The sequence below is a fragment of the Neisseria sp. P0018.S001 genome, from assembly GCF_051957355.1.
Classification (GTDB): Bacteria; Pseudomonadota; Gammaproteobacteria; order Burkholderiales; family Neisseriaceae; genus Neisseria; species Neisseria subflava_A.
Map to the genome: position 1 here is coordinate 13,171 of NZ_JBQCWN010000013.1, position 20,214 is coordinate 33,384.

General features: G+C 48.9%; 17 protein-coding genes. 5 read left to right on the top strand and 12 right to left on the bottom strand.

The features are described from left to right. Nucleotides 1-359: 359 nt before the first annotated feature. The 7 genes from prpC to recO form a co-directional block, all read right to left on the bottom strand. Nucleotides 360-1,514: a bifunctional 2-methylcitrate synthase/citrate synthase gene (gene prpC / locus ACTHTJ_RS08965; protein ID WP_070583901.1), complete on the bottom strand. Its 1,155-nt coding sequence runs from the start codon at nt 1,512-1,514 to the stop codon at nt 360-362. An 84-nt stretch (nt 1,515-1,598) separates the two neighbouring features. Next, the gene (gene prpB, locus ACTHTJ_RS08970; RefSeq protein ID WP_070583903.1) at nt 1,599-2,474 is read right to left on the bottom strand and encodes a methylisocitrate lyase; all 876 of its coding nucleotides are present in this window, start codon (nt 2,472-2,474) and stop codon (nt 1,599-1,601) included. A 765-nt stretch (nt 2,475-3,239) separates the two neighbouring features. Beyond that, nucleotides 3,240-3,662 (bottom strand): hypothetical protein, encoded by a 423-nt coding sequence (locus tag ACTHTJ_RS08975; protein WP_070583905.1) that lies wholly within the window; start codon nt 3,660-3,662, stop codon nt 3,240-3,242. Between the two features lies 1 nt (nt 3,663). Next, nucleotides 3,664-4,464 (bottom strand): NUDIX domain-containing protein, encoded by an 801-nt coding sequence (locus tag ACTHTJ_RS08980; RefSeq protein ID WP_283120567.1) that lies wholly within the window; start codon nt 4,462-4,464, stop codon nt 3,664-3,666. A 142-nt stretch (nt 4,465-4,606) separates the two neighbouring features. Then, entirely contained in the window at nt 4,607-4,984 is a 378-nt protein-coding gene (gene acpS / locus ACTHTJ_RS08985) for a holo-ACP synthase (protein ID WP_070583909.1), read from the bottom strand. A gap of 88 nt (nt 4,985-5,072) precedes the next feature. Then, on the bottom strand, nt 5,073-5,801 hold the full coding sequence (pdxJ, locus tag ACTHTJ_RS08990) for a pyridoxine 5'-phosphate synthase (RefSeq protein WP_070583911.1): 729 nt from the start codon (nt 5,799-5,801) through the stop codon (nt 5,073-5,075). A 68-nt stretch (nt 5,802-5,869) separates the two neighbouring features. Further along, the gene (gene recO / locus ACTHTJ_RS08995; protein WP_107867332.1) at nt 5,870-6,613 is read right to left on the bottom strand and encodes a DNA repair protein RecO; all 744 of its coding nucleotides are present in this window, start codon (nt 6,611-6,613) and stop codon (nt 5,870-5,872) included. Nucleotides 6,614-6,753: 140 nt separating this feature from the next. Between recO and ACTHTJ_RS09000 the strand changes: the two genes are divergently transcribed. Next, a complete protein-coding gene (locus ACTHTJ_RS09000) occupies nt 6,754-8,190 on the top strand; it encodes a patatin-like phospholipase family protein (RefSeq protein ID WP_070583915.1) in 1,437 nt (478 codons plus the stop codon). Between the two features lie 112 nt (nt 8,191-8,302). Next, entirely contained in the window at nt 8,303-9,037 is a 735-nt protein-coding gene (locus ACTHTJ_RS09005; RefSeq protein WP_070583916.1) for an epoxyqueuosine reductase QueH, read from the top strand. A gap of 51 nt (nt 9,038-9,088) precedes the next feature. On the opposite strand, the gene ACTHTJ_RS09010 is transcribed toward ACTHTJ_RS09005, so the two are convergent. Next, the gene (locus tag ACTHTJ_RS09010) at nt 9,089-9,421 is read right to left on the bottom strand and encodes a stress response protein (protein WP_070583918.1); all 333 of its coding nucleotides are present in this window, start codon (nt 9,419-9,421) and stop codon (nt 9,089-9,091) included. A 404-nt stretch (nt 9,422-9,825) separates the two neighbouring features. On the opposite strand from ACTHTJ_RS09010, the gene nrdA reads away from it, so the two are divergent. The 3 genes from nrdA (at nt 9,826) to yfaE (ending at nt 13,968) form a co-directional block, all read left to right on the top strand. Beyond that, the gene (gene nrdA / locus ACTHTJ_RS09015) at nt 9,826-12,105 is read left to right on the top strand and encodes a class 1a ribonucleoside-diphosphate reductase subunit alpha (RefSeq protein WP_070583920.1); all 2,280 of its coding nucleotides are present in this window, start codon (nt 9,826-9,828) and stop codon (nt 12,103-12,105) included. 324 nt (nt 12,106-12,429) lie between these two features. Then, nucleotides 12,430-13,563: a class Ia ribonucleoside-diphosphate reductase subunit beta gene (gene nrdB / locus ACTHTJ_RS09020; protein ID WP_039863698.1), complete on the top strand. Its 1,134-nt coding sequence runs from the start codon at nt 12,430-12,432 to the stop codon at nt 13,561-13,563. A gap of 105 nt (nt 13,564-13,668) precedes the next feature. After that, the gene (yfaE, locus tag ACTHTJ_RS09025; RefSeq protein WP_003686421.1) at nt 13,669-13,968 is read left to right on the top strand and encodes a class I ribonucleotide reductase maintenance protein YfaE; all 300 of its coding nucleotides are present in this window, start codon (nt 13,669-13,671) and stop codon (nt 13,966-13,968) included. Nucleotides 13,969-14,045: 77 nt separating this feature from the next. On the opposite strand, the gene ACTHTJ_RS09030 is transcribed toward yfaE, so the two are convergent. The 4 genes from ACTHTJ_RS09030 to gyrA form a co-directional block, all read right to left on the bottom strand. After that, complete coding sequence (locus ACTHTJ_RS09030) at nt 14,046-14,615, bottom strand: acetate uptake transporter (protein WP_004520357.1); 570 nt, start codon at nt 14,613-14,615, stop codon at nt 14,046-14,048. 135 nt (nt 14,616-14,750) lie between these two features. After that, nucleotides 14,751-15,500 (bottom strand): type I 3-dehydroquinate dehydratase, encoded by a 750-nt coding sequence (gene aroD, locus ACTHTJ_RS09035; protein ID WP_070583922.1) that lies wholly within the window; start codon nt 15,498-15,500, stop codon nt 14,751-14,753. 27 nt (nt 15,501-15,527) lie between these two features. After that, on the bottom strand, nt 15,528-17,369 hold the full coding sequence (gene uvrC, locus ACTHTJ_RS09040) for an excinuclease ABC subunit UvrC (RefSeq protein ID WP_070583924.1): 1,842 nt from the start codon (nt 17,367-17,369) through the stop codon (nt 15,528-15,530). 64 nt (nt 17,370-17,433) lie between these two features. Beyond that, a complete protein-coding gene (gene gyrA, locus ACTHTJ_RS09045; protein WP_049335215.1) occupies nt 17,434-20,205 on the bottom strand; it encodes a DNA gyrase subunit A in 2,772 nt (923 codons plus the stop codon). Nucleotides 20,206-20,214 lie beyond the last annotated feature (9 nt).

Below are 20,214 nucleotides of genomic sequence, written 5' to 3' on the forward strand. Positions count from 1 at the left end.
CGGCCTGTTGATTCGGACCTTAAGGCCGTCTGAAACCATAAATTCTGTTTTATTGCTTGTTGTCTGAAATCTATTCGCGGTATGAAAAAAAATTGCTGCTCCGCTACCATCATTCCCGTATAGACGGAAATCCAAACTTAAATCTTTCAGCACTCTTTACAGCAGAACATTTCAACTTTTGAATTTCTGCCTGTATGGGAATGACGACAGCAGAACAGCATGTTTTCCAAACGGCCGGCTCTCTCTCTCTCTCGCATACTGCACTAGGCCGTCGAAAAACGAAAACATCATTTATTCATTGTTTTCAAACGGCATTTCGAGATGGGGCGGGCTGGCAGCCCACCCTGCTGTTACGCGTATTAGCGGTTTTCAATCTCCACGAATGCCAAATCTTCAGGGCCTGTGTAGTTTGCGCTCGGACGGATGATTTTGCCGTCTTTGCGTTGCTCGAGAACGTGTGCACTCCAACCGGTTGTACGGGAAATCACAAACAGCGGTGTGAACATAGCAGTCGGTACGCCCAATTTTTGGTAGGAAACGGCGGAGAACCAGTCCAGATTCGGGAACATTTTTTTCTCTTCCCACATCACGCTCTCCAAACGTTCGGCAATGTCAAAGAGGCGCATATCGCCGGTTTCTTTGCTCAAACCGCGTGCCACTTCTTTAATAACAACGTTGCGAGGGTCGGAAATGGTGTACACCGGATGACCGAAACCGATCACGATTTCTTTGCGGCCGATGCGTTCGCGGATGTCGGCTTCGGCTTCGTCGGCATTGCGGTAGCGTTTTTGAATATCGTAAGCCACCTCGTTCGCGCCGCCGTGTTTCGGACCTTTCAACGCGCCGATGGCGCCGGTGATGCAGGAGTACATATCAGAGCCTGTACCGGCAATCACGCGGGCAGTGAAGGTAGAAGCGTTGAACTCGTGTTCGGCATACAGAATCAGTGAAACGTGCATGGCTTTGATGTGTGATTCGCTTGGGCGTTTGCCGTGCAACAGGTGCAGGAAATGACCGCCGATGGTCTCTTCGTCGCTTTCAACTTCAATGCGTTTGCCGTTGTGCGAATATTGATACCAGTACAGCAGGATGCTGCCGAGGCTGGCGATCAGTTTGTCGGCAATGTCGCGCGCTTCACTTTCCGGATGGCTTTCACGTTCAGGATGAACGCAGCCCAGCATGGATACGCCGGTACGCATCACGTCCATCGGATGGGTATGTGCAGGCAGGCTTTCCAAAACTTTAATCACACGGATAGGCAGGCCGCGCATGGATTTGAGCTTGGTTTTATAAGCAGCCAGCTCGAATTTATTGGGCAGATGACCGTGAATCAGCAGGTGGGCGACTTCTTCAAACTCGCATTTTTGTGCCAAATCCAAGATGTCGTAACCGCGATAGCTCAAATCGTTACCGGTACGGCCAACGGTACACAATTCGGTATTACCGGCCGCAACGCCAGAAAGCGCAACGGATTTTTTAGGTTTGAAAGTCGGGGTTTGAGTAGTTTCAGTCATGGTATTTCTCCTTTGTATTTTTATGGGTTTTATTTTTCAGACGGCCGATGCGGATTTGTTGAAAGGCCGTCTGAAAGCGGTTACTTATTTTTGAAACAATTTATCCAGTTTTTGCTCGAAGGCATGATAGTTCAGATGCTCGTACAGCTCGGCACGGGTTTGCATACTGTCAACCACTGCGGCCTGAGTGCCATCGCGCATAATCGCTTCATAAACATTCAGAGCGGCTTTGCTTGCTGCGCGGAATGATGACAGTGGATACAGCACCAGTGACACGCCGTTTTCAGCCAGCTCGCTTTGGGTATAAAGCGGAGTGGAACCAAATTCGGTAATGTTGGCCAATACAGGTACTTTCACTGCATCTGCAAATTGGCGGTACATTTTCAAATCGGTCATGGCTTCAGGGAAAATCATGTCTGCACCGGCTTCGACACAAGCCTGAGCGCGTTCGATAGCGACATCCAAACCTTCTACCGCCAACGCATCGGTACGCGCCATAATCACGAAGTTCTCATCAACGCGGGCATCTACGGCAGCTTTGATACGGTCAACCATTTCATCTTTAGAAACAATGGCTTTGTTCGGACGGTGGCCGCAGCGTTTTTGTGCTACCTGATCTTCGATGTGAACCGCTGCAACACCAGCGCGTTCAAAGTTACGAATGGTACGGGCAATATTGAATGCACCGCCCCAACCCACATCTATGTCCACCAGCAAAGGCGTATCCACGTTGTCTGTAATGCGTCGCGCGTCGATCAGCACGTCTTCCATTGTGGTAATACCCAAATCAGGGATACCGCAAGAGCAGGCTGCCACGCCGCCGCCGGACAGATAAATCGCCTTGAAACCGCTTTGGGTGGCCAATCGTGCAAAGTAAGCATTGACACAACCGACTACGGCAAGAGGGTTTGATTCTTTCACGGCTTGGCGGAAACGTGCTCCGGCAGAGTGTTGACTCATCATATTTCTCCTTTATAGACTTTTTTTCAGTATTAATCGGACGGCTCAGTTTTTTCACAACTTGAAACGAACCGTTTAAAAAGAAACAATCGTTCTAAAAACTGTTTTCAGACGGCCTGTAAAATTTCAATCATCAACCATCTGAAAATTTAAAATCAATAAATACAAATAGTTATCAAAAACAATAAATACAATAAGGCTGAAGCGAAGGTATACGTTTTTTAATTTTTATTAATCAGTATATGAATGCTGTTGGGGATACAGATATTTTAAAACCCGAAGCGTTTGTAGGAATACGGAAACTGGATTCGGGTTGAGAGCCTTCAGACCGTCGGGACTGCCAATAAGCTGGCGACGACGGGAGCGGCAGAGATGGGAGAAAATCTATAACAAGAGAGAGTGGTTTGATACAGATTCATGATGATGTTCCTTTGTAGTGCGATGTAGTTTTTATTTATGGAAACAAATTTAAAAAATAAAACCGGTCTTGTCAAACACTTTTTTCAAAAAAATTATAAAAAATTCAGTTATTAATAAACGATTTTTTTGCAACAAATGTAAAAAACGGACAGGTTGCACCACATCAAATCCTTGTGTGGCCTAGCTTCTGTCCGTTTTGTACTTTTGGCTGATAGTCAGAATAATTGTAAACAATCTGTCTAAAAATAATTTATAATTGATTCATTTATAAAGAACTTTTAAATATGCCTTCTGAAAAAATTAAAATTTTTGCCTTTAAATTTTCAGACGGCCTTTGCATGATGACTACTCTGCACTAAATGCCGTCTGAAAAGTCTGTTTGCCAATGGTAATGTTGGTAGTGTAATCATGGCGGCCTTCGACGCAAAATGGCAAGCGGATTTGCGCAGCCTGCCAACTTTGCGGCGATTGTTGCGTCAGGTTGTAGCGGTTGAAGCCCATGTCCATGTTTTTCATGCTGAAACTGATACTGACCGCGCCCGTATTTTGCGGAACATTCTCTATCACAATATCAAACGGCTCGTGCGTATTGATGGATGTTGCGCGTACTTTTGAACCGTCAGGCAGGACGCAGCCTTGTATTAAATTACATTCGACTACTTTCGTTTTTGATTGCTGTTGCTGCCACCAATCCAAGAGCAGCAGTTTGGCCGCCGCAAACGCAATCAGTAAAACAGCGGCAATCAAAAGCTTTTGATTTTTACTCATTTCAGACGGCCTCAATGTCATTATCGGTCAAAACGGCATGCACACCCATGCTCTGCCACTGTTCGCGATAAATGGGAACCATACTTTCCGGAGCAGCCGCAATCAGCGGCATAGCCACGCCTTGCGCCAAAATATCCATAACTTGCCCGGCAGCCGCTTCATTCGCTACTTTCCATACGACAGCATCTGCATTTTGCACCTGCCGCCATTGTTCGACATTTTCAATGATTGGCCACGCGCTGGACGCTTCTTGCGGCTTGCCTTGTTGCCAATCGACAAACTCCAGTAATACCGCCGATGCAGTTTGATGAGCCAATCCATATGGCGCAACATGATATTCGCCCATACTGTTTTGACCGCTCAAGCCGCTTTTCAGACGGCCTTGAAGCTGGCGCGGAATAGAGAGGGAACGTAATAATGCGCTATTGGCAGGCAACATCGGCGCAACGGTAAAATCCCCTGCCTTTTGCCATGCCCATTTCTGCCCTTCCCTCGATTGGATTTCTCCCGTCCATTGGTCGGCTTCCACCCATAAAAAATGCAGGCGTACATGTGCGTGTTCGTAGGAATGGACTTTGGTCAGCCACGGCGTAGCGGAAAGGATACGGATGCCTAGTTCTTCTTCAAACTCGCGTTGCAAAGCTTGAAAATCGCTTTCGCCTGCCTCAACCTTGCCGCCGGCAAATTCCCAATAGCCAGCATACGGCTTGCCCTCTGGGCGCGAACTGAGCAAGTAGCGGCCGTTTTGGTCGAGCATAATTCCGGCAACCACTTGCACCAATGGACGTGTGTCTTCAGTCATCATGAGATTATTCTTAATATACGGCAGGCGGCGACACCTGCCGATTTATGCGTAAAAAAAACGATGTCGGGCCTATACGCCCGACCTTCAACAAATACCTAACCCTTTAGGATGCTCTATTTCAGAATACCTAAATCCGGCCTTATTTTTCCGCAATGACAAAAGCCATGACGGTATCTTCTTCATCGCTCATACTGAGATGGCAACTTCGGATACCCTGCTCTTCCAGCCATTTGGTCAAAGCCGGCGCAAAAAACAATTCAGGTTTGCCCAATGCGTCATGTCCGACACCGATATTGCGGAAAGACACCACGCCGCGTATGCCCATACCGACGGCTTTGGCAAAAGCCTCTTTGGCAGCAAAGCGTTTGGCAAGATAGTTGACCGGTTTGCCTGCCTGCGGAAATTCCAACAGCTCTTCCGGGCTGAGAATGCGTTGCGCAAATGCCAGTCCGAATTTTTTGTTCAGGCGGATAATGCGTTTGAGGGAAACAATGTCTGTACCGATTCCATAAATCATGGGTCTGCTCCTTGTTTAAATAGTCAGGCCGTCTGAAAGTGTGAATACAGGCCAAAGCAAACCGCTTTAGCCTGTATGGCTGATGCCGTTAAGGCAGCATTCTGGCTCTGAACATGACTTCCTTCATTTGGCGGACAGCTTCAGGCAGGCCGAGGAAGAGTGCTTGGGAAATCAGCGAATGGCCGATGTTCAACTCACGGATGGCGAGAATTTGGGCAATCGGCGTAACGTTGTGAATGGTCAGGCCGTGTCCGGCGTTAACGACCAAACCCAAATCGCTGGCGTAATGCGCGCCGTTTTGAATGCGCTCGAATTGTTTCATTTGTTCGGCGTGGCTGTGCACATCGGCATATGCACCGGTGTGCAACTCGATAACGGGCGCGCCGACATCATAAGCGGCTTGGATTTGCGCGTTGTCGGCATCGATAAATAAGGACACGCGGATGCCTGCGTCAGTCAGGATTTTGGTGAACTCGGCCACTTTATCCTGTTGCGCCAATACGTCCAAACCGCCTTCGGTGGTCACTTCTTGACGTTTTTCAGGAACGATGCACACATCTTCCGGCATGACGTTGAGCGCGTTTTCCAGCATTTCTTCCGTCAGCGCCATTTCCAAATTCAGACGCGTGCGGATAGCGTTTTTAACGGCGAACACGTCCGCATCTTTAATATGGCGGCGGTCTTCACGCAAGTGCATGGTAATCAAATCTGCGCCGTGGGTTTCCGCAATCAGCGCCGCCTCGACAGGGCTGGGATAAATCGTACCGCGCGCATTGCGGACGGTGGCAATATGGTCAATGTTTACGCCTAACAACATAATAATGTCCTTTCATTAAGGTTTCAGACGTCCTGAGCCTTTACCTATCAAAGGCCGTCTGAAAAAATTCAACTGCCCAAACCAAACTGCTGCAACTGCTGCAAAACCTGTCTTGATTTGATGCCCTCGGGGAGAAGGTTGTCAATCAAAAGTCGCGTTACTTTCAAAGCCTGCCCCAGACTTTCCTGATGAACGAAACTACCTTCCCTCAAATCGATTAACGTCGCGCCCAATACGGCAACGCCCTTATTAAGCGCATAGAAACGGTCGGCCTCGGCCAGGGGAACCACAGCCTCTTCAGGTGTGAGCCAATAAGTTTCTTCGCCATTGATTTCATTGCCGTTGCCGTCATGGAACAAATCGGGGGCAAAGCCCAAGCGTGTCAACAGCATCCATTCAAAACGGCGCAAAGCGGCAATGTGGTTGGCCTCGCAACAAATGGTTTTCATGGTTTCCGCCAAAACATCGTAAAGCTCGGGCAACGGATCTTCGCGGACGGTCAATTTCAGCATCAACTCGTTCACATACAATCCGCTGAACAAAGCCCTGCCCTGCGGCTGCGGCCAACCGCCTATCCATTCGGCGCGATGCAGGGTCTTCAACTCTTGCGAGCCATACCAAGACGCGCTCACCGGCACAAACGGCACCAACACGCCGCGCAACTCGCTCTGCCGTTTGCGTGCGCTTCTGGCCAACAAAGCCACCCGCCCATAACGGCGGCTGAAAGCCTCCACCCACAAGCTGCTCTCGCGCCACGGGGCGGAGGCAAGCAGAAAGATAGGTTCGTGGTTGATGCGGTTTGGTTGCGCCATAAGGGTTTGGAAAGATAAAGATTGTGTCGATTATAACGGAAAATCGATGCAAAAAGGCCGTCTGAAAGTCTACCTTCTATAAAGGCCGTCTGAAAACCTTTATAATCCGTTTTGAATGAATAACCGACTTTCCTGTGTTTATGCCGAAATTCCCTTTTAAATCCGCCCTTTCCCTGCTCTCCGCAGCCCTATTATCCGCCTGCTCGCTGGTAAAATATCAACCTATCGCCGGTATTGATACGGTCGACCTGCAACGCGGCTACCGCTTTGAAACCAGCCGGCTTCAGCGCAACGACGAAGACGATACGCTTGTTGTGTTGATGTTCTCCGGCGGCGGTACGCGTGCGGCGGCCTTGGGTTATGGCGTGTTGGAGCAGCTTCATAAGCAACAGATTACCATCGGCGGCAAAAAACAGTCTTTGATGTCGAATGTCGATGTGGTGGTCGGCGTATCCGGCGGCTCGGTTTTAGCGGCTTATTTTGCACTCAAGGGCGAAGAAACCATTCCTTTGTTTTATAAACGTTTCCTACACCAAAACTTCCAACGCCAAGTCGTCAAACAAGCATTTTCCATGTCCAATCTGCCCCGACTGGCCTCGCCTGAATACGGACGCGGCGATCTGTTGCAGGAGCAGTTTGAAAACTACCTTTTCGGTAAAACCACTTTCCGCGATTTGGAAAAAAATGCCAAAGGCCCGTTTGCCATCATTTCCGCCACCGATATGGGCATAGGCGAGCGTTTCAATTTCACACAGGAATATTTCGACCCGATGTGTATCGACTTGGGCGACTTGCGACTTGCCCGCGCCGTTGCCGCTTTAAGCTCCGTGCCTATGGTGTTCGCACCGATTACGCTCAATAACAACGGCGGCCATTGCCAATACACGCCGCCGCTGCAACTTGTCTCCGACAGCGAAGCCGGTAAAAGACAGCTGCAAACCCGAAAAGAATTTTTTGAGCGTTTCCAAAAATACAGCAACAGCAAAAACCGCCCCTACATCCACCTGATAGACGGCGGCTTAACCGACAATCTGGGCATGCGCAGCCTTTTGGATATGACGGAAATGTATCCGGAAAAAATTCTGACGCATAAAATCAAACAAAACAAAATCCGCCATATTGTCGTCATCAACGTCAATGCCCAAAACGAAGTCAGCAGCAATTTGGATAAAAGCGCGGCCGTACCCGGCTTCCGCGATGTTGTTTCCGCCATCGTGAATATCCCGATCGACCAACATTCGCAAGAGTCTTTGCGCCGCTTCAGGGCCTTTGTCGATCAATGGAACAAAGACAAGCAGAATGAAAACATCTATTTCTCTTTCGTCAGCCTGAATCTCAAAGACCTTCCGCCATCCCGGCTGAGGGACAAGGTATTGAATATCCCGACCAGTTTCTATCTGCCGCCGGAAGACGTGGACAACCTGCGCACCGCCGCCGCCGAGCTGATGAAACAGTCGCTGGACTATCGCAACCTGCTGGCAGAATTCGGAGCGCACCCCAATCCAGACACCATCTTCGCAGCCCCGCCTCCGGATGCACAAGAGTTCAAACCATTGAACGAAAAGAAAAAGCAGTAGTAAACTGTTCCATAAAGTGCGGCTCTGTTAAAATATATGCTTCATTTTATATTTCAGACGGCCTCAATACCCAAGGCCGTCTGAAACACTTAACAATAAATAGAATCCAACCATGACCAAATTAAACACTCCCATCGTTACCGACATTGACCGCCCCATCCTCGTTCCGCCCGGAGGCCATAAAAAAGTCCTGCTGCATTCCTGCTGCGCCCCATGTTCCGGCGAAGTGATGGAAGCCATGCTTGCCAGCGGCATCGACTACACCATTTATTTTTACAACCCCAATATCCATCCGCACAAAGAATATATGTTGCGCAAAGAAGAAAACATGCGCTTTGCAGACAAATTCGGCATCCCTTTTGTCGATAAAGACGACGACTACGAAAACGACCGCAAAGAATGGTTCGCCAAAGCCAAAGGCATGGAATTTGAACCCGAACGCGGTATCCGCTGCACCATGTGTTTCGATATGCGTTTTGAAAAAGCGGCACAATATGCCCATGAAAACGGCTTCCATATTTTCACCAGCTCACTGGGCATTTCACGCTGGAAAGACATGAAACAGATCAACGGCTGCGGCCATCGCGCTGCCGAGCCGTACGATGACTTGGTTTATTGGGATTTCAACTGGCGCAAAGGCGGCGGCAGCGCACGCATGATTGAAATCAGCAAGCGCGAGCATTTCTACCAACAAGAATATTGCGGTTGCGCCTACTCCCTGCGCGATTCCAATGCCCACCGCAAATCGCAAGGCCGCATCCCCATCAAGCTGGGCGTATTGTATTACGGTGATGAATCCACCCAATACGAGCCTCAAGCCGAAAACAAAATCCTTGTTGAGAAATAAATATCAAAGGCCGTCTGAAATATTCAGACGGCCTTTGTTCAAATCAGATGATTAACGGCGGCGGAATTTGCCGTGATCAAAATCATCAAATGCCTGATAAGCAGCTTGGCATTGAATTTTTTGCTCGGCATAAGGCAAACCGCGGAACGCTTTTGCCGCTTTACGGTTTTCCCTCAACTCAGCCTTGTTGCCTTTATAACGATACCAAGCAGCACGGCGCTCAAGGTATCTCTTACAAGCAGGATGCAATTTGTTTTTCTTCGCCTGCTGGTGTTTGCTCACATGATGGCCATGCGGTTTGGCCGCCGCTTCGGCAGAATAAGCACCCAAGCTCAATACGGCAACCGCCGCCAGTGCGGAACCTAAAGTTTTCAGTGTCAACATGATTCGCTCCCAGTTTAGGTTTGATAGTCATCCCATTATATGCCTCGCCTGATACCTCGACAAACTTCTCAATATGTTTCATGATAAATGAGTTTAAGCAATTACAGCACTATCCTTCTTGCTTTGCAAAATTTAACATACCGTCCATGAAGACAGAAGCTGAATATAAATTTCTTTATTTCATAAGCCTCTAGCCAATGTCTAACCAAATGTGATGCAAATGCAAAATAATGCCAAATCGCCACAAAGCCACATGAATCCTAGTCTGAGCCCTCCCTCTCCTTAATCAGCCCCCGAAAAAAGCGCATTGTCAAGTCTAGTTAAACAAAGAAAAATACATTATATTGTGCCGTTCAAAGCAATCACATACCGTATCTTGTGTTTTTTAATGGGAAGACTGAACAATGAATGCAGCAACGAATATTAAAGTAACCAAACGCGACGGACGCTTGGAAAATATCGATTTAGACAAAATCCACCGCGTTGTTACTTGGGCGGCAGAAGGCTTACAAAACGTCTCCGTATCGCAAGTTGAGCTCAAATCACATATTCAGTTTTACAATGGTATCCGTACCGACGATATCCATGAGACCATCATCAAGGCCGCGGCCGACTTGATCTCACAAGATACGCCCGATTATCAATATCTGGCCGCCCGCCTCGCCATTTTCCATCTGCGAAAAATCGCTTATGGCGAATTCGAGCCGCCTCACCTCTACGATCACGTTAAAAAACTGACCGAAGCAGGCAAATACGACCGCCACATCATCGCAGATTACAGCCGCGAAGAATTCGACGAGCTGAATGCCTATATCGACCACAGCCGCGATATGACCTTCTCTTATGCTGCCGTGAAACAGCTCGAAGGCAAATATCTGGTTCAAAACCGCGTTACCCGCCAAATTTATGAAACGCCGCAGTTTTTATACATTTTGGTGGCCATGTGTCTCTTCAGCAAATATCCGAAAGAGACCCGTTTGGATTACGTCAAACGCTTTTACGACGCCGTTTCTACATTCAAAGTATCGCTGCCTACACCTATCATGAGCGGCGTACGTACGCCTACTCGTCAATTCTCAAGCTGCGTATTGATTGAATGTGACGACAGCCTCGACTCCATCAATGCTACCACGAGCGCGATTGTGAAATACGTTTCCCAACGCGCGGGCATCGGCATCAACGCCGGACGCATCCGCGGCTTGGGCAGCGAAATTCGCGGCGGCGAAGCGCAACACACCGGCTGCATTCCGTTTTTCAAAATGTTCCAAGCGGCGGTTAAATCCTGCTCGCAAGGCGGCGTACGCGGCGGCGCGGCAACCTTGTTCTACCCATTGTGGCACATCGAAGCCGAAAGCCTGTTGGTATTGAAAAACAACCGCGGCGTAGAAGACAACCGTATCCGCCAACTGGACTACGGCGTACAAATCAACCGCCTGCTGTACACCCGTTTGATCAAAGGCGGTAACATTACCCTGTTCTCGCCGAATGAAGTTCCGGGTTTATATGATGCCTTCTTCGCCGACCAAGACGAATTCGAGCGCCTCTATACTCAATACGAGCAAGATCCAAACATCCGCAAACGCACTTTGCCGGCAACAGAATTGTTCTCCACCCTGATGCAGGAGCGCGCCGGTACCGGTCGTATCTATATCCAAAACGTTGACCACTGCAACACGCACAGCCCGTTTGATCCGCGCGTTGCGCCTGTTCATCAGTCCAACTTGTGCATGGAAATCGCCCTGCCGACCAAACCTTTGGACAACATCAACGATCCGAACGGCGAAATTGCCTTGTGTACTCTGTCCGCCTTCAACTTGGGCGCATTGAACAACTTGGACGAACTGGAAGAGCTGGCTGATTTGACCGTACGCGCACTTGATGCCCTGTTGGATTATCAAGACTATCCGGTTGCAGCCGCACGCACCGCGACCATGAACCGCCGCACACTTGGCATCGGCGTTATCAACTACGCCTACTATCTGGCAAAAAACGGCGTACGTTACAGCGACGACTCCGCCCTCGGCCTGACCCACCGTACCTTTGAAGCCATGCAGTATTACCTGCTCAAAGCATCGGTAAACCTTGCCAAAGAATACGGCGCATGCCCTCTGTTCAACCAAACCGTTTATTCGCAAGGCAAACTGCCTATCGACACCTACAAAAAAGACTTGGACGCCGTGTGCAACGAGCCTTTGCACTACGACTGGGAAAGCCTGCGCGCCGACATCGTCAAATACGGCCTGCGCAACTCTACCCTGACCGCACTCATGCCGTCTGAAACCAGCTCGCAAATTGCCAACGCCACCAACGGCATCGAGCCTCCACGCGGCCTGGTCAGTGTTAAAGCATCAAAAGACGGTATTTTGAAACAAGTCGTACCAGAATTTGAAACCCTGAAAGATGCCTACGAAACCCTGTGGCAGCTTCCCGGCAACGAAGGCTATCTGAAACTCGTCGGCGTAATGCAAAAATTCGTCGATCAATCGATTTCCGCCAATACCGCCTACGACCCGAACAAATTTGAAGGCAGCAAAGTTTCCATGAAACAAATGCTGAAAGACCTGCTGACCGCCTATAAATACGGCGTCAAAACCCTGTACTACCACAACACTCGCGACGGCGCGGACGATACCCAGACCGACATTCAAGATGATGGCTGCGCAGGTGGGGCTTGTAAGATTTAAAGCAGGCTAATTTTTGAAATATATCCAAGGCTTCTAGAGATAGTAGAAGGCTTTAAGGATTTTCTTAAATTAAAACCTAATTAAAACCTACTACTATATGAAGCTAAGTTGTTATTTTCCAGAAAAGGAAAAGTATGGATACCATTGGGCATTCTTAGCTGAATATAAACTTTATATATTTATTAGTGTTCTTTCAGTCTTCGCTATTTTAGCATGGCGATTTATTGATAAAATTCAACATGTTTCATATGGTGAATTAAAAATTAATAGAAAAGTCGACTAATTTTTAAAAAGAGAGACGTTATGTCCTGCGAACATCTTACTATGTCATACAGCACCTTTTCCAAGACCAAAAACGACGCGCTGAAAGAGCCAATGTTTTTTGGTCAGCCGGTAAATGTTGCCCGTTATGACCAGCAGAAATACGAAGTATTTGAAAAACTGATCGAAAAACAATTGTCTTTCTTCTGGCGTCCCGAAGAAATCGACGTGTCGCGCGACCGTATCGACTATGCCAATCTGCCCGAACACGAAAAACATATTTTCATCAGCAATCTGAAATACCAAACCCTGCTCGATTCGATCCAAGGCCGCAGCCCGAATGTTGCGTTCTTGCCTTTGGTGTCGATTCCCGAGCTGGAAACGTGGATTGAAACGTGGAGCTTCAGCGAAACCATCCACTCGCGCAGCTACACTCATATCATCCGCAATATCGTGAATGATCCTTCAGTCGTGTTCGATGATATTGTGCAAAACAAATACATCATCGCCCGTGCTGAAGACATTGCCTGCTATTACGATGATTTGATTGAATACACCCAATATTACAATCTGTTGGGCGAAGGTTCGCACAATATCGGCGGCAAGCTTGTTACCGTGTCTTTACGCGAGTTGAAGAAAAAGCTCTATCTCTGCCTGATGTGCGTCAATGTATTGGAAGCCATCCGCTTCTACGTTTCATTCGCCTGCTCTTTCGCCTTTGCCGAGCGTGAATTGATGGAAGGTAACGCAAAAATCATCAAACTGATTGCCCGTGACGAAGCCCTGCACCTGACCAGCACCCAGCATATGCTCAACCTGATGCGCGCCGGTGCCGATGATCCTGAAATGGCTGAAATTGCAAATGAATTGCAGGACGAGTGTTTCAACCTCTTCAAAAAAGCAGCCGAGCAGGAAAAAGAATGGGCGGCTTATCTGTTTAAAGACGGCTCAATGATTGGCCTGAATAAAGAAATTTTGGCTCAATACGTTGAATACATCACTAATCTGCGTATGCAGGCGGTTGGCCTTCCTGCCGGATTTGAAGGTGCGACCCAAAATCCAATTCCTTGGATTAACGCGTGGCTGTCTTCTGACAATGTACAGGTTGCGCCGCAGGAAGTGGAAATTTCCTCTTACCTGATTGGTCAGATTGATTCGGAAGTCAATGCCGACGATTTAGGCGATTTCGAGCTGTAATCGAACATTCGGTTTTATGATCAAGGCCGTCTGAACGGTGTGGCAGAAATCTTTGATTTCGTCTTTACACCGTTTCAGACGGCCTTTCCAATCCAAACAAATCATATGGCACTCATCAGCACACACGACAAAACCTTCCAACTCCAACAAGGCGAAACCTTATTGGAGGGCTTGGAGCGCACCGGACATGAGGTTGAATACCAATGTCGCAGCGGTTATTGCGGTTCATGCCGGGTTAAAATCTTGGATGGGAAAGTCTCTTATGATAATTTTCCGCTCGCTTTTGTCGCGCCCGGAGAAATTTTGCCGTGCTGCTGTCGGGTTACTGAAGACATCAAGCTCGATTGTCGAGAGCGCATCAAAGAGCCGGATTTATTTGATGTCGATTTATTTGAAGACAAATAAAAAATGCCGTCTGACCATTGCGGTCGAAATCTTTGATTACATTTCCACCGTTCAGACGGCATTTTGTATGGTTAAGCTTATTTACGCTCGCCAACTGGTAAAACTGTCTTGCCGAAAGATTCGTTGATGACTTCTGCCGCTGCCAAGTAGAACGCACCAAGTGCAGTTACCAAGCCTAAGCAACCGCCGATATGGACGATGCTATGATTTTCCATGCCATCGCCAATACCCAATGCAAAGAAAGTCAGTGTCAAGCAAAAGAAAATACCGCTCAATACTTTAGGCTTGGTCAAGGTGGCCACAAACATCATTAGCGAAAACATCCCCCATGCACAGAGATACCAACCGATAAATGCCGGGGCTGTTTCACCTTTGAAAAAGATGGTAAACAAAGCCCATGTCCACCAGAAGGCGCCATAGCTGATAAAAGCGGTAAAGCCAAACGTATTGCCTTTCTTGAACTCAAACATACCGGCAATAACTTGGGCGATACCACCAAAGGCGAGAGCCATGCCCAAAACTAAGCCGACACCCTCTTGAGCAGTAAAAAAGCCGCCGTTAATCAGACTGAGCAACCAAGTTGTCAATGCAAAGCCGCACAAGCCGACAGGACCAGGGTTCGCCAAATTTTCTTTAGTAGTAGTCATTTTATTTCTCCTCTAGTTATTAGAAATAGGAAGCCCATTGTTACAGGTTTTATTTAAAATTAAAAGAAATAAATTTAAAAAAATCAGGCCGTATGAAAAATATTTTTCAGACGGCCTTGAATATTAATAATTAAACTATCCCAAAATTGCCAAGATTTTCCTTAATTCTTTGGCATCAATTTGGCCGGGGGCCGACGTTTTTTGTGCCGCACCAAAGGTAATGGCCGAGCCGAAAGTCGAGCCGGCCAAGCGACTGACGACTCCGATTTTACCCATAGACATAGTAATAATCGGGCGATTGATAATTTGTGAAACATCATATGTTGCCTGTAATAAGGTCAATACATCTTGCGGCGATTGCGGCATCACGGCAATTTTGCAGATATCCGCGCCCCACTCGGCCATTGTTTTCAGACGGCCTGTAATGTCTGCCAAAGACGGAGTGGCTTGGAAATCGTGATTGCAAAGCAAGGCGGCAGTTTGATACTCATGCGCCAAAGCTATGGTTTGTTTTATGCCGCTTTCCTCGGCAAAAAGCTCGATGTCGATCATATCGGCTTGTTTGGAACGGATAATTTTTTCCAATAATCCAAAATAATAGTCGTCAGAACAAGGCGTATTACCACCCTCTTGCGCCCTTCTAAACGTAAACAGTAAAGGCTTGTCAGGAAAAGCCTGTCGGGCAATACCTAGTTGCTCGGCAATAAAATCGGCATCAAGCGCAGCTTGAAAAAAATCCGCACGAAATTCAATAATGTCAAAAGCCGTCTCTTTCAATACGTGCAAAGCCTGCTCCAATTCCTGCGTATTGGCGGCCACCAGCGGTACGGCAATTTTAGGCAGGCCTTTGCCGATCTCGATATTTTTGATGATGACAGGTTTCATATTGTTCCTTTTTGCTCTTCAAGCCAATCAGTGCAGATGCTCATAAATGGTTTCTGCCAAGGCTTTGCTGATGCCTTCAACTTTTTCCAAGTCCTCACGGCTGGCCGCAATCACGCCGCGTAAACCGCCAAATCGGGTAAGCAATGCTTGGCGGCGTTTGCTGCCAATACCGGGGATTTCGCTAAGTGAGGAAGTAACGCGTGCTTTGTCGCGTTTTTTGCGGTGACCTGTAATCGCAAAGCGGTGCGATTCATCGCGTACGGTTTGCAATAAATGCAAGGCCGGGCTGTTTGGCGACAGGCGGAAGACTTCGCCGGTAAAAGGCAGTATGAGTTCTTCCATACCGGCTTTGCGCTCAGGGCCTTTGGCGATACCGACCAAAGGTATGTGCAGCCCGAGTTCTTCCCATACTGATACGGCTACGCCGATTTGCCCTTTGCCGCCGTCAATCAACACGACATCCGGCCATTTGACGCTTTCGCCGTTGGCTTCGGCCTCCTGCATTTTGCCGTAACGGCGCGTCAACACTTCGCGCATGGCGGCGTAGTCGTCGCCGGGTTTGGCAGTCGTAATGTTGTAGCGGCGGTATTGCGAAGGCTGGATGCTTTGCTCATCGTACACAACGCAGGATGCAATAGTGGCCTCGCCTTGTGTGTGGCTGATATCGAAACATTCAAGGCGGTTGAGGCCGTCTGAATCCATGCCGAGGATTTTTGCCAGTTCGTCAATACGGTGTTGCTGGCTGCTTTGTTGCAGGCGGCGTTGGGCGATCGCCATTTGTGCGTTTTGTTCCGCCATTTTCAACCAGACTTTGCGTTCGCCTATGGTCTTGGTGACAAATTGCATCTGCTTGCCGTGTTCGCCTTCCAAAGCCTCTTTCAGCGCATCGGGAACGGGAAAGTTACTGATGATGATGTCGGGTTTGCTTTTGCCCAGATAGTGTTGGGCGACGAAGGCTTCAGCGTAATCTTGTCCGTTTGGCTCGGGATCGTTTTTGGTGTCGGGGAAAAAGCTTTTGTCGCCTACGTGCCGCCCACCGCGGATGCTGACCCAGTGTATGCAGACCAGGCCGTCTGAAACTGCCAGCGCAAGCAAATCGATGTCGTTTGGATTGTTCGGATTTTTACTGTCGATAAACTGATTACTCTGCATGATGCCGAGCGCTTGAATTTGATCGCGGTAACGGGCGGCTTCTTCAAATTGCAGATTCGCGGCGGCAGTTTGCATTTTGTGTTGCAAGGTGCGCGTCAATTCGTCGGTTTTGCCATTAAGGAAAGTCGCAGCTTCACGCACGCTGTCACGATAATCTTCTTCGCTGATGTGGCCGACACAAGGCGCGGTACAGCGTTTGATTTGGTACAGCAGACAAGGACGGTCGCGATGCTCGAATACACTGTCTTCGCAGGTACGCAGCATAAAGACTTTTTGCAACACTTGAATGCTGTCGCGCACGGCGTTGCTGTTTGGATACGGGCCGAAATATTGATTAGGCTTTTTTAGCGTGCCGCGGTAATACGCCATTTGCGGATATTGATGGCCGCTGAGCATCAAATAAGGATAGCTTTTGTCATCGCGGAAAAGGATATTGTATTTCGGCGACAGGGCTTTGATGAAGTTGTTTTCGAGAATCAGCGCTTCGGCTTCGGAACGCGTGATGGTGGTTTCGATGTGGTGAACCTGTTTTACCATCAATGCGATGCGCGGCGAATGGTCGTTTTTTTGGAAATAGCTGGAAACGCGCCGCTTGAGATTGACCGCTTTGCCAACATACAAAACATTGTTGTCTTCGTCAAAAAAACGGTACACGCCCGGCAGATTAGGCAGATTTTTCAGAAAAAGTGGTAAATCGAACGGTTCGGTTGCGCTCACGGGATTTTCTTTTGGAATAAGCGGGCCGTCTGAAAATTTTTCAGACGGCCTTGTTCATTGAGGTTTAAGATTCTTGAGACGGGGTATCTTCAGCTTCTACCACTTGGTTTTCAGCTGCATCGCTTTCCAGAGCAGCTTCATCTTCAGCCTCTTCGGCCACACGCTCCAAGCTGACCAAGGTTTCACCTTCATCCAGATTAATCAGGCGGACACCTGCGGCAGCACGACCGGTCTCGCGGATTTGCTCAACTTTGGTACGAATCAGGACGCCGCCGCTGGTAATCAGCATCAGGTCATCGGTTTCGCTAACCAAAGTGGCGGCAACCAAATCGCCGTTACGCTCGCCGGTATTGATGGCGATATTGCCTTGTCCACCTTTGTTTTTACGGCTGTAATCGGCAATCGGGGTACGTTTGCCATAGCCGTTGGCGGTAGCAGTCAATACTTGCAAGTCGCTTTGCTCGGCCTCGGGGGCGAAGGTAATCAAGCTGACAATCTTGCCATCGGCCGGCAGGCGCATACCGCGCAAACCGCCGCTGCCGCGACCGGACGGACGGACACCGTGTTTGCCGCTTGGCAATGCGTTTTCGGCATTTTCATCATCCAGGCCGTCTGAATCTTCGTTTTCGGTTTCGATATCTGCATCTTCTGCTTCATCGTTACCGGATTTTTCCCAATATTCGTTAAAGCGGATGGCTTTGCCCAAGTTGGAGAACAACATAATGTCGTCCGCACCGCCGGTTTGCGCTGCGCCGACCAAGTAATCGCCTTCTTTAAGCGCGATGGCTTTGATGCCTTGGCTGCGGACGTTTTTAAACGCAGACAGCTGGACTTTTTTCACCATGCCTTGTGCAGTAGCGAAGAAGACGTATTGGTCTTCCGGGAACTCGCGGACGGCCAAGATGGCGCTGACTTTTTCGCCTTCTTCCAATTGGATAACGTTGTTAATCGGACGTCCGCGGCTGTTGCGGCCACCTTCCGGCAGTTTGTACACTTTAATCCAATGGCACTTGCCCAAGTTGGTGAAGCACATCAAATAATCATGCGTGTTGGCAACAAACAGGGTTTCGATAAAGTCTTCGTCTTTGGTTGCCGCTGCCTGTTTGCCGCGGCCGCCGCGACGTTGCGCCTGATAATCGGTAGTCGGCTGGGTTTTGATGTAGCCGCCATGAGTCAGGGTAACGACCATTTCGCGTTGCGGAATCAGGTCTTCATCGGCGATATCGCCGCCAAACGGATTGATTTCGCTGCGACGCTCATCGCCGAAGTTGGCTTTGATGTCTGCCAATTCTTCGCGGATGATTTGGGTAACGCGCTCTGGTTTGGAAAGAATATCCACGAAATCAATGATTTTACTCATCAGGTTTTTATATTCGCCGACAATTTCTTCCTGATCGAGGCCGGTCAGGTTACGCAGGCTCATGCGCAGGATGGCATCGGCTTGCAATTCGCTCAGATAATAGCCTTGACTGTGCAGACCCAAATTCTCTGGCAAGCCTTCAGGGCGCATCATGTGCAGGTCTAAATCGGTACGGCTGAGCATGTCTTCAACCAAGCTGCTGCGCCATGGGCGGGACAGCAGTTTTTCTTTGGCTTCCGGCGCATTGGCAGATTCTTTGATCAGACGAATGATTTCGTCGATATTGGACAAGGCCACCGCTTTACCTTCGGCAATATGGCCTTCATGACGCGCTTTTTTCAGGCGGAATAAAGTACGACGGGTAACGACTTCGCGACGGTGGCGCAGGAACTCGGACAGGATTTGTTTCAGGTTCAGCAGACGCGGCTGGCCGTCAACCAAGGCCACCATGTTGATACCGAAGCTGTCTTGCAGCTGGGTCAGTTTATAGAGTTGGTTCAAAACGACTTCGGCATTTTCATTGCGTTTCAATTCGATTACGACACGCATACCGGATTTGTCGGACTCGTCGCGCAGGTCGGATACGCCTTCCAGCGTTTTTTCGCGTACCAACTCGCCGATTTTCTCAACCAGCTTGGCTTTGTTTACTTGATATGGGATTTCATCGATAACGATGGCTTCGCGTTCGCCATTTTTACCAATAGGCTCAATATGGGTTTTACCGCGCATTACCACGCGGCCACGGCCGGTTTTATAGCCTTCGCGAACGCCGCTCAAACCGTAAATAGTTGCGCCTGTTGGGAAATCGGGCGCTTGGATGATATTGATCAGCTCGTCGATTTCAGTTTCAGGCTCGTCCAACAAACGTAGGCAGGCATTGATGGTATCGCCCAAATTGTGCGGCGGGATATTGGTTGCCATACCGACGGCAATACCGGACGAACCATTGACTAACAGCGCAGGGAAACGGGTCGGCAATACCAGCGGCTCATGTTCGCTACCGTCATAGTTGGGGCCGAAATTAACGGTTTCTTCCTCGATATCCGCCAGCATTTCATGGGAAATTTTTTCCATGCGGATTTCGGTATAACGCATGGCTGCTGCGGCCAAGCCGTCGACAGAACCGAAGTTGCCCTGACCGTCGATCAGTACATAACGCATGGAGAAGTCTTGCGCCATACGGACGATGGTGTCGTAAACGGCTGTATCGCCGTGGGGGTGGTATTTACCAATAACGTCGCCGACGATACGCGCCGATTTTTTATAGGCGGAATTCCAGTTGTTTTTCAACTCGTGCATCGCGTACAACACGCGGCGGTGTACCGGCTTGAGACCGTCGCGGACATCCGGCAGGGCTCGGCCCACAATCACGCTCATGGCGTAATCGAGGTAGCTCTTGCGCATTTCGTCTTCAAGGCTGACAGGCAGGGTTTCAAGTGCAAATTTATGGTCGTTGCGGATGGTTGCGTCGGTCATGATTATCTG

What these genes read in the sequence shown, in the direction of transcription:
- prpC (WP_070583901.1), bottom strand. Translation starts at nt 1,514, where the DNA reads ATGACTGAAACTACTCAAACCCCGACTTTCAAACCTAAAAAATCCGTT.
- prpB (WP_070583903.1), bottom strand. Translation starts at nt 2,474, where the DNA reads ATGAGTCAACACTCTGCCGGAGCACGTTTCCGCCAAGCCGTGAAAGAA.
- ACTHTJ_RS08975 (WP_070583905.1), bottom strand. Translation starts at nt 3,662, where the DNA reads ATGAGTAAAAATCAAAAGCTTTTGATTGCCGCTGTTTTACTGATTGCG.
- ACTHTJ_RS08980 (WP_283120567.1), bottom strand. Translation starts at nt 4,464, where the DNA reads ATGACTGAAGACACACGTCCATTGGTGCAAGTGGTTGCCGGAATTATG.
- acpS (WP_070583909.1), bottom strand. Translation starts at nt 4,984, where the DNA reads ATGATTTATGGAATCGGTACAGACATTGTTTCCCTCAAACGCATTATC.
- pdxJ (WP_070583911.1), bottom strand. Translation starts at nt 5,801, where the DNA reads ATGTTGTTAGGCGTAAACATTGACCATATTGCCACCGTCCGCAATGCG.
- recO (WP_107867332.1), bottom strand. Translation starts at nt 6,613, where the DNA reads ATGGCGCAACCAAACCGCATCAACCACGAACCTATCTTTCTGCTTGCC.
- ACTHTJ_RS09000 (WP_070583915.1), top strand. Translation starts at nt 6,754, where the DNA reads ATGCCGAAATTCCCTTTTAAATCCGCCCTTTCCCTGCTCTCCGCAGCC.
- ACTHTJ_RS09005 (WP_070583916.1), top strand. Translation starts at nt 8,303, where the DNA reads ATGACCAAATTAAACACTCCCATCGTTACCGACATTGACCGCCCCATC.
- ACTHTJ_RS09010 (WP_070583918.1), bottom strand. Translation starts at nt 9,421, where the DNA reads ATGTTGACACTGAAAACTTTAGGTTCCGCACTGGCGGCGGTTGCCGTA.
- nrdA (WP_070583920.1), top strand. Translation starts at nt 9,826, where the DNA reads ATGAATGCAGCAACGAATATTAAAGTAACCAAACGCGACGGACGCTTG.
- nrdB (WP_039863698.1), top strand. Translation starts at nt 12,430, where the DNA reads ATGTCATACAGCACCTTTTCCAAGACCAAAAACGACGCGCTGAAAGAG.
- yfaE (WP_003686421.1), top strand. Translation starts at nt 13,669, where the DNA reads ATGGCACTCATCAGCACACACGACAAAACCTTCCAACTCCAACAAGGC.
- ACTHTJ_RS09030 (WP_004520357.1), bottom strand. Translation starts at nt 14,615, where the DNA reads ATGACTACTACTAAAGAAAATTTGGCGAACCCTGGTCCTGTCGGCTTG.
- aroD (WP_070583922.1), bottom strand. Translation starts at nt 15,500, where the DNA reads ATGAAACCTGTCATCATCAAAAATATCGAGATCGGCAAAGGCCTGCCT.
- gyrA (WP_049335215.1), bottom strand. Translation starts at nt 20,205, where the DNA reads ATGACCGACGCAACCATCCGCAACGACCATAAATTTGCACTTGAAACC.